Raw genomic sequence first — 14,920 nt, forward strand, 5'->3', positions numbered from 1 at the left:
TACGGGTGCAAACCTGGGCGTTCAACTGTCACTTTCAACTTACCACAAAGCAGGATATTCCATGGCAACGGGCTCACAACAGCTTGTCGACGACTTCGAACAACTTCAAAGCTCTCTGGAACTGTACCCCAAAGTTACCATAGTAAACACCGAAGGACAGCCCCCGGATAATTATGAAATCGAATACACCCTGCGCGGATATGCAAAAGGTGCTGATGGAGCGGTTTCAATTACCAACGTACATCGGGTCCTGATCAGCCTGCCTTTTGGATATCCTCACTTTGCCCCCACGGTTAAGCCGCTCACCAATATTTTTCACCCTGATGTGGATCCTGCTGCTATCCGCATAGCTGATCACTGGCAACACAACCCCTCTCTGGCAGACCTTGTCCTCTATATCGGCGAGATGATCTGCGGGCAAACCTATAGTTTAAATGACCCTTTCAACCAGGAAGCCGCTGACTGGTATGAACGGCAGCAACCTAACTTACCACTTGACTCACTCAGCATTGCGGCAATCGAGGATGCTTCTCAGGATATCGACTCCCTGGTAGATGACACCTTTGCCTCCCTGGGGCTGGAGACTGATGATTTTCTCGAACCGGTGAAGGATTTCGCCCCAGCAGATATCGACCATATCCATATGCTGCTGGAACAAAAACAATGCTATGCTGCCAGACAATCGCTTGAAGAACTGCCTGATTCCTTCCCGGAAAGGGAAGAAATTGAAGGAAAAATCGAGCGCGCCATCTCCAAGGCCCAGCAATTGTATTCCCTTGCCGAGCAACTTGAGGAATTGGGCAAACAGGATGAAGCCATGGAGGTGGTCAATAATCTTTTTGATACTTGCAGCGACACCCCCGGAATTGACGCGCTGCGGGATCGCATTCAGCGTTCCTTTACCGCCGCGTCAGGTCGGGACCCTGTGGAACACAAGGCCAAGGGAAATGATAGTCTGATAGTGCCCCAAGAGGACACTCCCAAAAAGAAGAAAAAAAAATCCAAAGACAATGGGCAAAAAGGTGTTGTTGCCGCACCTTCCAAATTCAAACTCAAGATTCCTTTTCAACTGATCCTCACCATTACCATCCTCCTGGCGATCTGTATTGGTGCTATCAGCCTCTATTTCAAGGATCAGAATATTCTCAGTCGCTCCCAGGCCAACATCTTAAAAAGCCAGCTGCTGATTGATAAAAAACAGTTCGAAGACGCACAAGAAACCCTCATCAATGCGAAAAAGGCCCTATCCGGGCTAACGATCCTGCGCTTTCGAAAAGCGGCAGTAGAACGGGATATCCAAACCCTCCTCACCTCCAAGGAATTGGATCAAGGGTTAAAAGGACACGTCCTCTACAAGGGCCAATATATCCCTGCTGCCGAGGCAAAAGCTCTTCGTGAACTGACTACCCTCACTGATCAGGCCAAATCGCTGGTTGAGCAGAATAACCACGCAGACGCCATCACCCTCTATCGGCAGGCATTCCTTTTTGCCCAAAAAAATAAGCTCAGTGACCAGTCGGTTGAACTAGAGGCCATTATTAAATCTCTGGAACTGCAACAGACCCTCACCCTTGCTGAACAGGCTGAACTTGGAAAAAACTGGCAAGAGGCGGCTGAAACATATCGTAAAGCGCTCGAACTCTCCAGCAGCCTCTCTGACCCGAAAACCGCCAGCGCCATCACCTCCAGGCTCACCGCTGCGACCTTTCGCCATGAACTGGACCTTTCCAAGAAGACCTTTACTCGTGAACAGTGGCAGGAAACCATCCAGAAGCTTGAACATGCCCAACGGCTCATCGACTCCGACCCCAATGCCGTAACCGCCAGGGAGCGTAGGGATCTGCACCGGTTACTGGTCAATGCCCGTCTCTACGGCATCCTTTCCTCGGCCAGGGAAGCGTACCAGGCGAAAAACTGGGCAAATGCCATAACAGAATATCGCAACGCCATTGAACTGCTGGAAGATGAAAAGGAAAATTTCGAAGGACACCTAGATCCCTCAATCCAAAAAATACAGAAAACCATGTTCATGGTGAACATCGCCATGATTCAGGAAAAAGTGTTGCTTGCTGAAAATCAGCCAAATCTGAATGAGGCTGTTCGCCACTCCGAAGAAATTCTTGCACTTATCCGCAAGAGTCCCTTTCAGGACGATCCAGCGGTTCAGGATGTAGCCCGCCGGGTAAGCAAACAGATCACGGAAAAAGAGGAACAGATTGTTCACAACGACAGGATAGCCTGGTTGGAAAACCATTTTGAAGAAATCTTCCGAGCCAACTATCCGACCTTCAGGGGCTCACTACTGCTCGCTCCCAGTGCAGCTCTGCTCAAACAGGTGGACGATAAAGCCATCTACCTGCTCACCTGCACCGAAAAAAGCCAGGGAGCCTCTTCACGCCTGGAATTGAATTATATGTATGATGCGGAAAACGACGAATGGTCTGTGTATACCGGCGAGTAGCAGAAAAGCACCAATACTCTGTAGGGACTGTATTCTCTGGGTTTCTCCCTTAAATAAGGAAGCGAAACTCACCTTTTCCCAACAGATCATGGAGGTGCAATATCCCCCGCAGGAAGCCCCTTTTGTCCACCACCGCCAACACCGTGATCTCCCGACCCTGCATGAGGCTGAGGGCATCTGCAGCCATGGTCGTCTCACTGATGGTGATCGGGTTGCAGGTCATCACCTCGCGGACTGCTGAGGCGTCTGGAACTTTGCCGCTGGTCAGTAACCGCCTGATGTCTCCATCAGTCACAATGCCACTGAGCACGCCGGTACTGTCGAGCACCATAACCGCGCCTATATTTTTGTTGTTAAGCTCAGCAACAGCAGCTGTCATGGCATCGTTCTCGGATACGCACGGTACATCCTCACCGGTGAGCATTACTTCCCGCACCGCTACTTTTAAACGTTCCCCGAGGCTTCCGCCCGGATGATTCCGCCTGAAATCCTCTGCGCGGAACTGGTTTTTCTGCAGCAGGGTGACAGCCAGGGCATCGCCGAGAGCTAGGGTAGCGGTGGTGGATGATGTAGGTGCCAGACCAAGCGGACAGGCCTCTTTCGGTACACCGATATCAAGTACCACCTCACCAAAACGGGCAAGTGTTGACTGTGTGTTGCCGGTCATGGCAATAACCAGAGCACCTCGCTCCCGCAGGCTGCCCAGCAATCCATTGAGTTCCGGTGTTTCTCCCGAGTAAGATATGGCCAGGACCACATCAGTGGGCGAGACCATACCCAAATCGCCGTGCATGGCTTCAACAGGATGAAGAAAAAAAGAGGGGGTGCCGGTGGAGTTCATGGTCGCAGCAATTTTCTGGCCGACTAAACCGGACTTGCCGATACCGGTGACAACCAGCCGACTCGGACAGGCAGCAATAAGGTTGACGGCCTGTTCTATTTTCCCATCCAAACGGTCCCGAACAGCTTCCACCCCCTGACACTCAATAGTCAGTACTTCCTTTGCTTGTTCTACTATATTCACGTGTACTCCTGTTCTATGTTCTTCTCTGCTGCCACACCGTTGTCTCGCTGTTTCATTGGCATCCAGCCACCAGCGAAATGCAAGGAGCGATCCTTGACCCCTGTTGTTCAGGCGGTTGTGTTGGTGGGTGAATCCGCCTCAACCTCAAGGATAGGGATCACTGTCCTGGCAACTCTTCTGGAGGGGGCGATCGTGTGGGAAAATATTCTGGCCAAATTAATTCACGACCGGGGACCGGTCAATATGAAAGGGAGATATGAAGGTCTTTTCCTCCAGCCGTCTACAAGGAGAAACAATCGGATTAGAACGGGGTACCACTGGTCAAGGGTCGGACCTGGCCGCCGATAATTTCATGGACATTGTCGTGGTTGTCTACCATCTGATAACACCCGTTTTCGCTGATTCCCATACCGGTTCCGGTAAGGTCCAACCTTTCGGTGACGTAACGGAGTCGGCGGTTATAGAGATAATCACGTTGCTGCCAGAGACGGAGCATTTCCTGCTGATCCTCTTTGAGCAGTTCAACCGCCCTAAAAATACGATCAACCAGCTGAAGGAGCGCGGACCCAAGATCGATAAAGCCACCGGTCTGTTCGCGTATGGTGGTCAATATTGGCTGCACTTCCTCAGGATACTCTATAACAGACGTATTGGCATTGAGTCCGACCCCGATAATGGTATACGGCTGGTTCTTATCCAGGATCGACTCACAGAGAATACCACCTAATTTACGGCCTGCGCAGTATACATCATTTGGCCATTTCAGCTGAGCGGGCAGCAAAACCTCCTGATCGAGATAGTGGGCACAAGCCACCCCCACTGCCAGAGTGATCAGGGGCAGTTGATGGGCTGGCAGCTCTGGCTGCAGCAAAACGGAAAAATAGAGCCCGCCAGGAGGTGAACTGAATGATCTGCCATACTGCCCACGACCGCCGGTCTGGGATGCAGCAACAATGAGCTGCGGTTCCTCTGGAGCAATGGAGACCAATGTTTTCGCGTGGGCGTTGGTGGATTCTACCTGTTCCAATCGAATAATATGCACGGTCATCCTCTCCTGATCCTTTCATGGCACCAGGCCAAAAAAAAAGCAGAGCCACAGTGGCCCCGCTTTTCTGCGCGTACGAATGGAGAAGGGTAAAATTAGTTGATCCCTTCCTCTCCTTCCTCATTCTTGATGCGGTCAGGCCGTGCGTACATGGTAGTGGATCCTGAAGACCAGAACATCAACTCACCCTTGGTGACCAATGCGTTGGCTACTTTCTTGATCTCACGCGGTTTTGCATCAGGATCGCATTTGTAGAAATCCTTGATATAGAGCTGCGGTTTGGGAGATTTTGTTGCTTTCTCGATAATTGCAGCTTCCAGTTCTTCTAGACTGAGTGCCATGATTAACTCCTTACCAAAATAAAAGGTCAAAAAAACGATCGGCCCTGACATCCAGAGCCGATCGCGATAAATTTACTTGGTGTATGCAGCGGTATGGCTGGTGAACTTGAACTGGGTGGTTGTTCTCCACGTATCGTATGCGAGACGATAGTCATCGATAGATTTCTCGGTAAACGGAATACCGGTTTTCTCGAAGAATTTCTCCCAACCAATTCGTTCTGCCCACTCGCCAAGACGCTCGTACTTCTTGGCATCCTTGGCATATGCTTCCAGGATATCACGAACGCACTTGACGGTTTCCGGCCAGCGCGGGGTGGTGTTCGGCAGGAATGGAACAACCAGCTTGGAGAACTTAGGCGCAGATTTTGCGTTGGAAACCTTACCACCAACGAGAATCGCGATACCGTCACCTTCCGGATCAGCCAGCGGCATAGCCGGACACATGGTGTAGCAGTTACCGCAGAACATACAGCGTTCGTTGTTGACCTTAACGGTCTTGATCTCTTCGCCGTTCACTTCAGCCTTGGCAGGCTTGATCGCACCAAGCGGACAGGAAGCGATGGCCAGCGGAATCTCACAAACGCCGGTGATACGCTCGTTATCAATCATCGGCGGCGTACGGTGAATTCCAAGAATCGCGATATCGGAGGCGTGAACCGCACCACACATGTTCAGGCAGCAGGCAAGCGCAATCCGTACCTGCGCAGGCAGAGTCATGGAACCAAAGTACTCAAACAGGTCATCCATTACCGCCTTCACCGGACCGGATGCATCGGTAGCCGGGGTATGGCAGTGAATCCATCCCTGGGTATGGACGATGTTGGTTACACAGGCACCGGTACCACCGATGGGGAACTGGTTGCCGTAAGAGGCAAGGGTTTCCTTCAGCGGAGCGACCTTGTCTTCAGCGTCCACCATGAACTCGATGTTGTTTCGGGTGGTGAAACGTACGAAACCGTCGCAATGCTTGTCTGCGATGTCACAGATGTCGCGAACATAGCTTACGGTTACCAAGCGAGGGGAACCACAGCGAACAGTAAATACCTTGTCGCCGGTCTCACTGACATGTACCAGCACACCTGGCTCAAGGATTTCGTGATAGAGCCATTTGCCCTTGTTATTTTTAATGATCGGAGCCAGCATGTCTCCGTAGTACTTCGGTCCTAAGTCGGTGATTCGACCTTCCATAGGATTATTCGGATCGTAACCCATTGTATAGTCTCCTTATAATATACGTCTCAATTCAGTTATAAGCTCAGTCGGGATGCAATTACATTGCGTGACGCTTGCGGAATTCCTTGATGTCACGATCCCATCCGCCAGGTACTTCCTCTTCCTTCCAGAAGACATATGGGTTGGAGCGAGGCTCTTTCACGTGCTGCGGCAGAGGCTCAATTTCCATAACGCTGAGGAAGGTCGGCAGGCCGACACGCTGCATGGTCTCACCCACACGCTCACGGTTTTTACCAACTTCCATCCACCAGTCCCAGACCTTCTCGATAACCTCGATAACGTCTTCGAAATCGTTTTCCTTGTTGATTTCGATAAAAGGAATAACCAGCGTGGAGAACTGGGCACCGTCAAGGATAGGCGCCTTTGCACCGATCAGGATGGATGCACCTTTCTGGGCGCCCGGGCGCAGTGCGCGAGGCATAACATTAATACAGTGCATACAACGGGTACATTCTGCATCATCAATCTTCAGTTCATCGCCTTCCATCCACATACACTGGGTGGGGCAGAGGTCCAGCACTTCGGCCTGAATGTCAAACGGACCCCAGTCGCCGCCTTTATGGGCGCCACCGTTTGAAGGATACCCATCAGCACCATCCATGTAGGCTTTGACAGCAGCCTGGTCGATACGGATGTTATCTTTCCAGGTACCGACAACGGAGAAGTCGGAACGGGCTACCGCAGCAACGCAGTCATTGGGGCAACCGGAGAATTTGAACTTGAACTTATAGGGGAACGCAGGACGGTGAATCTCATCCTGGTAATGCTGGGTCAGGTGGTTACATACTTCCTGGGTATCGAAGCATGACCACTCACAGCGGGACTCGCCGAGACAGCAGGCAGGGGTACGCAGGTTGGAGCCGGAACCACCAAGGTCCTGACCGAGGTCATGGGTCAGATCCCAGAACAGGGGCTCAAGGTTTTCGGTACGGGTACCGAGGAAAATCATGTCACCGGTTGAACCGTGCATGTTGGTTACACCGGAACCATATTTTTCCCACAGATCCATCAGGGCGCGCAGGTTTTCAGTGGTGTAGTAGAGGCCGGATGGCTGAGCAATACGAACGGTATGGAAATGCTCAACACCAGGAAACTGAGCAGGAACGTCGGAGTAACGACCAACGATACCACCGCCATAGCCGAAAACACCTACGATACCGCCGTGTTTCCAGTGAGTGATCCTGTCTTTGTATGAAAGCTCAAGCTGACCAAGGATGTCCCAGCACTCCGGCTTTGTTTCAGCCTGTCGCTTGAGGTCGGTGACGAAACTCGGCCATGGACCTTTTTCCAGTTCGTCCAATAGAGGCGTTTCATGCTTTGCCATCAGTGTTCCTCCTAGAAATGATGTGGTTTGTTTACAACCGGTAAAAAGTAATAAACTGATCAACAGATAGGCGTTGATGCAAACTCGAGAGCGGACAATACACTATTGAATGCTCATTCATCTGAGCGACAATAAACGGACGACAGGCCTTTGTCAACAAAAAAGCTAACCCATTGTAGCACCATCAAAATACCGACGAATCAGCCTATTTGCTCACTCCAGGCCCGCTGTTTTCAACAAGGCTTCTTCCACACTTTTTGCCTCAGAAACAGGTGCATGATCTCCCTTGTCTGCCGTCATATGCTGCAATATTTTTTCGGCCAGCACCTTGCCCAGCTGCACCCCTTCCTGGTCAAAGGAATTTATGTTCCAGCAAAACCCCTGAAAGACGATTTTATTTTCATACATGGCCAGCAAAGCGCCCATGGATTCCGGGGTCAGCTTATCGGCAATCAGCAGCATGCTCGGTCGATTGCCTGCAAACGATCGGGCAGGGTTGTCACTGGCCCTTCCGGCGGCCATTGCAAGGGACTGAGCCAGCATATTCGCGCAGAGTTTCTGCTGGGAGGTGGTGCCTGCTACCTCTACATCCAGACCATACTGGCTTGATCGAAAGCCGATAAACTCCACAGGTACGATCTCCGTCCCCTGATGGAGAAGCTGATAGAAGGCATGCTGGCCGTTGGTCCCCGGTTCACCCCAGACAATAGGTCCTGTTGACCAATCCACCGCCATGCCATGGCGGGTCACGGATTTGCCGTTGCTTTCCATATCGCATTGCTGCAGATGCGCTGAAAATCGCGAAAGAGCCTGGCTGTAAGGAAGCACCGCCACAGTGGGCAGACCAAGAAAATTGCGGTTCCATATGCCGAGCATGGCCATGAGCAAGGGGATATTGCGCTGAATATCCCTTTCCTCTGCTGCCCGGTCCACCGCATTGGCCCCCCGGAGAATAGCCTCAAATCCACGGTAGCCAAGGACAAAGCCCAAGGTCACCCCGCCGACCATGGAGGTAGCTGAATACCTGCCTCCCACGTAATCATACATATAAAAGGATGCCATGTACCGGTCAGGATCATCCATGGGGCTTCCTTTCCCGGTTACCGCGACAATATGACGAGCCGGTTCCAGCCCGGCCTCGCGCAGTGCCGTGCGAATCAACTGCTCATTGGTCAACGTTTCCAGCGTGGAACCGCTTTTGGAGACCACATTGAACAGGGTACGGGAAAGATCGATCCCTTTAAGCACCGCTGCAGCGTCATCTGGATCCACGTTGGCGATGAAACGGGCCTGGCGGTCTGGCAGACAATACGATTGCAAAGCGAGATAAAGGGCGCGCGGCCCCAAATCCGAACCGCCTATGCCGACCTGAACGATTGTCGTATACGACTGCCCATCGGCATTGACGATTTCCCCGCTGTCAATGGCATGTAAAAACTGTTGGAGTTTTTCCAATTCCTGCTTTGCCTGAACGGTAGCCTCTTGTGCATCAGGCGTATCGCTGAAGAGATCACGGCAGGCAGTGTGCAGCACCTGTCGGTTTTCGCTCTCGTAACCGATGATCCTGTTCATCAGCTCACCTTTTTTCATGGCGAGAAACTGATCCACCAGTTCGGCTTGATCTGCCAGCCGCTGCAAGGCACCCAGGGTTTGCTGATCAACACGCTGGGTGGCGTACAGCAAATCGTACCCATTTGCGCTCCACCGAAAACGTTCAATTCTCGACGGAGAAAGAGCGTCGATGCCGGTCAAATCATACGGATCATCGGCCAAGGCGCGTAACTCGCCAACCGCTGCCAGTTGAGTAAAGTCCTGGTACCTCATTGCTCTCCTCCCTCAGTTTGCTCCGTCGCCTGCCTGCGTCCGGAGCTCATCGATAACCGACCGGTAGTCGTCCTGGCCGTAGATGGCCGATCCTGCAACAAATATATTCGCCCCGGCAGCGGCGATGCGGGCGATGGTCGCCGGACTCACCCCACCGTCAACCTCGATACCAGCTGCAGGGTTCACCCGGTCCAGCCGCTGACGAAGCTGAGTAATCTTCCTCAGGCTCGACTCGATAAACGATTGCCCGCCGAACCCTGGGTTGACGCTCATCAGCATAACCAGATCGACCTCTTCCAGCACAAAGTCCAGGGTAGTAAGCGGGGTAGCCGGATTGAGCACTGCTCCCGCCTTTTTTCCCATTTCCCTGATAGCTGTCAATGTCCGATGCAGGTGAGTACATGCCTCGACGTGCACCGTTATCCAATCCGCCCCTGCATCCCCAAAGGCGGCGATATACTGGTCCGCATCACTGATCATCAGGTGTACATCAATGGGCAGATCGGTGATGCGGCGAACCGCCTTGACCACCAGTGGCCCCATGGTGATGTTGGGGACGAAATGCCCATCCATAACGTCAACATGAATAACATCAGCACCCGCCGCTTCCACCGCCCTAACCTCCTCTCCCAAGCGCGTAAAATCCGCAGAGAGGATGGAAGGGGCAATCATTGTTGATCTCATGACCACAATCCTTTACCTGAGTTGTTTTATCGAAATGCCATCCACTTATGCTCTATGCAGGAAAGCCTACCGTATATGGGAAGAAATGAGAAGGGAAAGGACCGGGGAAGGGGGATAATTCAGGAGGCTTTCTCATACTGCTGGCCCGGAAGTTGGCGTGCCAGCCCCTTGAGCTCAAGCTGTAGCAGGAGGGCATGGACTTCACCGCTTGACCACCCCAGCTCCCTGCCCAGGGTATCTATATCCTTGGGATACACTTCCAGACAATCCAGCAACGTTTGCTCCCGGATATTTTCAACTCCATCGGCAATAGCGGTTACTGCAGATACGTTTGGTTGGACCTCAGACAGTAATCGGCACTCGCGCAGGATGTCCTCCACTCTCTGCACCAGGTGCGCCCCCTGCTGAATCAACCCATGGCATCCGCTGCTTTTCACACTGTCTATCCTGCCGGGAACGGCAAACACCTCGCGGCCTTGATCAAGTGCAAGCCTGGCGGTAATCAGTGAACCGGATTTCTCAGTTGCCTCGACAACAACAACCCCCTTGGCCAGACCGCTGATAATCCGATTTCGTGCAGGAAAGCGGTACCCTTCCGGTTTTGTGCCGAGCGGGTACTCGGAAAAGAGGGCCCCTCGCTCTAGAATGCTTGAAAAAAGTTGGCCGTGCGGCTGTGGGTAGACAACATCAACGCCACACCCGAGGACTGCGACTGTCCGCCCCTGCCCACTGAGCGTCCCACTGTGTGCAGCGGCATCGATGCCATAGGCTCCGCCGGAGACAACAGTTACTCCGGCCCGAGCCAGTTCCTGGCCGAGCAATGCACTTATTCGCTTCCCATAGGTTGTTGCCGCCCGGGAACCGACGACGGCAATGCATGGCTGATCAACCGCCTTCCGGTTGCCTCGGCAATACAGCAGCAGCGGCGGATCAGGAATATGTCGCAGGGAATCGGGAAATGCTGGACAGTAGAGTGAAAGGAGGGAAGCGTGTTCGCGTTCCAGGCGCTGCAGTTCATCAGCTGCCCGCCGACTGGCAGCAGCCCGGTTGGCAGGATCAGCCAAGCGTCTGCACAACTCAGGCCCTATGCCTGCTACGGACCGCAGGCCCTCGCCTGCACGCAGTATCTCAGCTGGAGATTGAAAATACTCAACCAGTCTGCTGATAAGCGCTGGTCCCAACCCTGGCAGGAAACTGAGGGTCAGCCACTCTTCAGCATGGGGACAGACGTACACTCCATCCTCAATCTGTTACAAATGCTTTGAGGTCGTCACTGCGCGAAGGATGTCTGAGCTTCTTGATTGCCTGGGCCTCGATCTGTCGAATGCGTTCTCGTGTGACGGAAAAACACTGACCGACTTCCTCCAGGGTGTGGTCGCAGCCGATCTCAATCCCATACCGCATTCGCAGTACCTTTTCCTCTCGAGGAGTCAGTGAACCCATAACCTTGCACAGGCAACGTTTGAGGCTTTCGGTCATCGAGTGATCCTGGGGATCCGGATGAGCGTGATCTTCGATGAAATCGCTGAGCATAGCATCTTCTTCATCACTGACCGGGGCATCGAGAGAGATGGCATCCTTAGCGGTTTTCAACGCCACCGTGACTTTGTCGACTTCTGTCCCCAGCTGATCCGCTATTTCTTGCGGGGTTGGCTCGCGACTCTCAACCCGCTGAAAATCTTTGGAAAAACGAAGCATCCTGTTAATAGTTTCAATCATGTGCACCGGAAGGCGAATGGTTCGCCCCTGATCGGCAATCCCGCGAGTCACTGCCTGGCGTATCCACCAGGTGGCATAGGTGGAAAACTTATAGCCGCGCTTGTAGTCATATTTTTCCACCGCTTTCATCAGGCCGATATTTCCTTCCTGGATAAGGTCAGGCAGCTGCATTCCCCGGTTGAGAAATTTTTTGGATACGGAAATAACCAGGCGCAGGTTACCGCGAACCAGGGCCTCTTTGGCTTGTTTTGCCATTTCTCTTCCGAGTTCTATTTCCTGCTGCACTTCGGTAAAGGCCGCCCAACTGACACCTATGGTTTCCGCCAATTCCAGGGTTACACGTCGTTCAACTTCGGCGGCACTGACCTGCTCTTCCTTACCGGCTGAAGCCTGTTCCCTCCTCAGTGCCAGTAATTCTCGCTGCTGGGCCACCACTCTGACTTTATTAAATTTACCACTTAACTCCTTGACGGCATCGGCCACCGAGAGCAGCCCCTTGGAACAGAGGCGGTAGTCCCGGAAAAGGTTGGAAATTTCCCATCCGGTATCAAGAATCTCTGTGACGATGCGCTGCTCCGAGTCGGCATCACCGGCATTTTTCTTGAGCGCGGCAAACAGCTCCCGCCGCCGCAGGTCGATGGCATTGGCCTCCTCCACCCGATCAAGAAAGGAATCACGAATCGTCTGCAGCGCTTCGCTGTCGTTTTCAGAGACCCCTCGAATGACCGTGTTGATGCGCAGACTGCCACGGAGGATGTTTTCCGCAATGTCGTTGAGCGCCGTGATGCCAAGGGTGAGGCGAAGCACAGCAAACTGAATCCGCGCCTCTCCTTCTTCCACCATCTTGGCCAGCTCAATCTCCTCCGCCTGAGTGAGCAAACGCTGGCTGCCCATCTCTCGAAGGTAAATGTTCATGGGATCGGTACTGGTCCCCTCGCCTCTACGATCAGATTTTCGCCGATCAATACCGGAACGGCGATCAATCTGCCGCCTTCTATCCTTGGGCGGGGGGCCGGTCGAATCACCTGAAGGGCCAGACTGGCAGGCTGCTCCTTCTATCCCGTTTTCTGTGTCGGACTTACTCTTCCCAGAGTTCTTGTCGACATCATAATGCGTACTATCCATTCCTTCTCTCCAGGATGCCAATCCACGTCATAGAAAATATTTTGACCACCAAGCCTGAACGGGCACACTAAAAATATGCAATATCAGCCAGATATGACCAACTGAAAGAAACTAGCTTAACCGCCCGATTTCACTTGACTTCCCAGGAAAACTCATACCCGATGAACCAACACCAGTAAAAGTACATTTTTGTAAGCTACCATCTTTATGCATTTTTTCAACATGTTATATCAATACCCGGTCCTTTTTTTCTCTGTTTCCATTTTTTTCTGTAAGAGCTGCATCAGTAACCCGGTATCTCCCTTCTGCTCGGCCTCCTTGATTTGTTGTTGCAGGCGAAGGCTTTCCTCCTGATCGCTCCTCCCTTCCAGCCATGACAACAGCTCACCCAGCATTTCTGCAGCCACCTCGGCATTTTTTTCCTGGTCAGCACCGCTTCCCTGCATGAGCAGATGTGCCACATATCGACGTTCATGCTCTGTTTCGAGCACTGTCAACAGTTGCTCTGGCGTGCTGCGCGCCTGCTCCTGCAATTCCATCAACAGTGCAACTATGCGCCGCGACAGTCCTTCTCGCAGGACCTTGTCCATGCCTGCGGCAAGCAGTTGCTCAAGGTATTCCGGATACAGGATCACGAACTCGACCAATTGCCGTTCCCTGCGCGGCAGAAGAACAAAGCCCTCCTGAGTGGGCGGAACAAATCCCCGCGCCTGCCCTCGACCGGGCCGTTCTGCATGCAGCAGGCCCGGTTCAACGCCGAGTTTTTCACTGAAATGGGCAACCATCAGTGACCGCTGCGCATTATCTGTCGCCTCTTTGAGCAGCGATCGCAATTCACGCATGATCCTGTCCTTCCCGCTGAGGGTCAAGCCATGTTCCTGAACCAGGACATCAAAATAAAACTCAGCCAGCGGCCGGGCCCCATCAACCAACTGAGTTACCGCTTTTACGCCCTCTTCACGCACCAGGCTGTCAGGATCCTGCCCGTTTGGCAACACAGCTATCCGACAGTCAACCTGCTCAGCCAGAAACAGGGGAATACTTCGCATGGCCGCTCGCTGACCGGCGGTATCGGCATCAAACAACAGGACCACGTCCCTGCAATAGCCCCGCAATGATTTGACGTGGGCTCGGGTAAGTGATGTTCCTAGAGGAGCGACCACATTGTCGATACCATGAACAGCAAGGAGCAGCAGGTCAAAATTCCCTTCCACCACGATCGCAGTCCGTGCCTGCCGGATGGCCTCTCTATGTTGATACAACCCGAACAGAAGACGGCTTTTTTCAAAAATCGGGCTCTCAGGAGAGTTCATATATTTCGGTTTTCCCTCGCCCACTATCCGCCCACCAAAAGCAACCACCCTCCCGGTCATATCGAGAATCGGGAACATTATGCGGGAACGAAACCGATCATAGCACCCGCCCCGATCTTTCTCCACCGATATGCCGGCAGCAACCAATGCCTGCGCAGACAGCGATTGCCTGCGCAGGGTCTCGGTCTGATAACTCCAGCCAACATCTTCAGGCCCCGGCACGAATCCCAATCGGTACCGACTGACAAATGCTTCCGGAACCCCCCGTTGCTGCAGATACGCTCTGGCTTCAGCGGCCCAGCTCTCCTGAGTAAGCCACCGATGATAGAGGACCGTAGCCGACTCATTGGCACGGTACAGGGTATCCTTCTCCCTTAACCGACGCTTCTCCCCCTCACTCATGTCCTTTTCCGGCAGGGCAATGTGGTACTTATCGGCCAAGGTCTTCAATGCCTCGGGAAACTCCATGCGATAATATTTCATCACAAACGAGAAGACATCGCCGGATTCACCGCATCCGAAACAGTAAAAAAACTGCCCTTGGGGATTGACCGAAAAAGAAGGGGTTTTTTCGGAATGAAAAGGGCACAGGCCCACAAATCGAGTGCCCGCCTTTTTCAAGGTAATGCACTCACCTATGACCTCTACGATATCAGCGGTTTCCCGTACAGTCTGCTTGACATTATCTCGGAGAGTATTACTGATCATGACGATGGAGATGGTAATCTTTCATTTCAATGGAAAAAGGAGACCCGGCAAGGTACATTGCCGGCAAGACATGAGGACATTGGTAAAATGCGCACACAACACGCTCGGCTCATTGGGCT

General features: G+C 52.8%; 11 protein-coding genes. 1 reads left to right on the forward strand and 10 read right to left on the reverse strand.

The genetic code is table 11. The annotated features are described in order from the left end of the window. Positions 1 to 61: 61 nt before the first annotated feature. The gene (locus ACZ52Z_RS11290) at positions 62 to 2,461 is read left to right on the forward strand and encodes a ubiquitin-conjugating enzyme E2 (protein ID WP_464266892.1); all 2,400 of its coding nucleotides are present in this window, start codon (positions 62 to 64) and stop codon (positions 2,459 to 2,461) included. Between the two features lie 49 nt (positions 2,462 to 2,510). Here the strand turns inward: ACZ52Z_RS11290 and ACZ52Z_RS11295 are convergent, their stop codons facing one another. From ACZ52Z_RS11295 to dnaG, 10 genes are all read right to left on the reverse strand, one after another. Continuing rightward, positions 2,511 to 3,485 carry a KpsF/GutQ family sugar-phosphate isomerase gene (locus ACZ52Z_RS11295; protein WP_464266893.1) on the reverse strand — a complete coding sequence of 325 codons (975 nt, stop codon included), beginning with the start codon at positions 3,483 to 3,485 and terminating at the stop codon, positions 2,511 to 2,513. A 301-nt stretch (positions 3,486 to 3,786) separates the two neighbouring features. After that, positions 3,787 to 4,533 (reverse strand): biotin--[acetyl-CoA-carboxylase] ligase, encoded by a 747-nt coding sequence (locus ACZ52Z_RS11300; protein WP_464266894.1) that lies wholly within the window; start codon positions 4,531 to 4,533, stop codon positions 3,787 to 3,789. 92 nt (positions 4,534 to 4,625) lie between these two features. Then, positions 4,626 to 4,871 (reverse strand): dissimilatory sulfite reductase D family protein, encoded by a 246-nt coding sequence (locus ACZ52Z_RS11305; protein ID WP_464266895.1) that lies wholly within the window; start codon positions 4,869 to 4,871, stop codon positions 4,626 to 4,628. 72 nt (positions 4,872 to 4,943) lie between these two features. Then, positions 4,944 to 6,083: a dissimilatory-type sulfite reductase subunit beta gene (gene dsrB, locus ACZ52Z_RS11310; RefSeq protein ID WP_464266896.1), complete on the reverse strand. Its 1,140-nt coding sequence runs from the start codon at positions 6,081 to 6,083 to the stop codon at positions 4,944 to 4,946. A gap of 58 nt (positions 6,084 to 6,141) precedes the next feature. Further along, positions 6,142 to 7,428 carry a dissimilatory-type sulfite reductase subunit alpha gene (dsrA, locus tag ACZ52Z_RS11315; protein WP_464266897.1) on the reverse strand — a complete coding sequence of 429 codons (1,287 nt, stop codon included), beginning with the start codon at positions 7,426 to 7,428 and terminating at the stop codon, positions 6,142 to 6,144. A gap of 213 nt (positions 7,429 to 7,641) precedes the next feature. Further along, on the reverse strand, positions 7,642 to 9,252 hold the full coding sequence (locus ACZ52Z_RS11320; protein WP_464266898.1) for a glucose-6-phosphate isomerase: 1,611 nt from the start codon (positions 9,250 to 9,252) through the stop codon (positions 7,642 to 7,644). A gap of 12 nt (positions 9,253 to 9,264) precedes the next feature. Further along, positions 9,265 to 9,936 (reverse strand): ribulose-phosphate 3-epimerase, encoded by a 672-nt coding sequence (gene rpe, locus ACZ52Z_RS11325; protein ID WP_464266899.1) that lies wholly within the window; start codon positions 9,934 to 9,936, stop codon positions 9,265 to 9,267. 119 nt (positions 9,937 to 10,055) lie between these two features. Then, entirely contained in the window at positions 10,056 to 11,171 is a 1,116-nt protein-coding gene (gene dprA, locus ACZ52Z_RS11330; RefSeq protein WP_464266900.1) for a DNA-processing protein DprA, read from the reverse strand. Between the two features lie 7 nt (positions 11,172 to 11,178). Then, the gene (locus ACZ52Z_RS11335) at positions 11,179 to 12,780 is read right to left on the reverse strand and encodes a sigma-70 family RNA polymerase sigma factor (protein WP_464266901.1); all 1,602 of its coding nucleotides are present in this window, start codon (positions 12,778 to 12,780) and stop codon (positions 11,179 to 11,181) included. Positions 12,781 to 13,010: 230 nt separating this feature from the next. Beyond that, on the reverse strand, positions 13,011 to 14,801 hold the full coding sequence (gene dnaG / locus ACZ52Z_RS11340) for a DNA primase (protein WP_464266902.1): 1,791 nt from the start codon (positions 14,799 to 14,801) through the stop codon (positions 13,011 to 13,013). Positions 14,802 to 14,920: the final 119 nt, after the last annotated feature.

The organism is Desulfogranum aggregans, assembly GCF_055398265.1.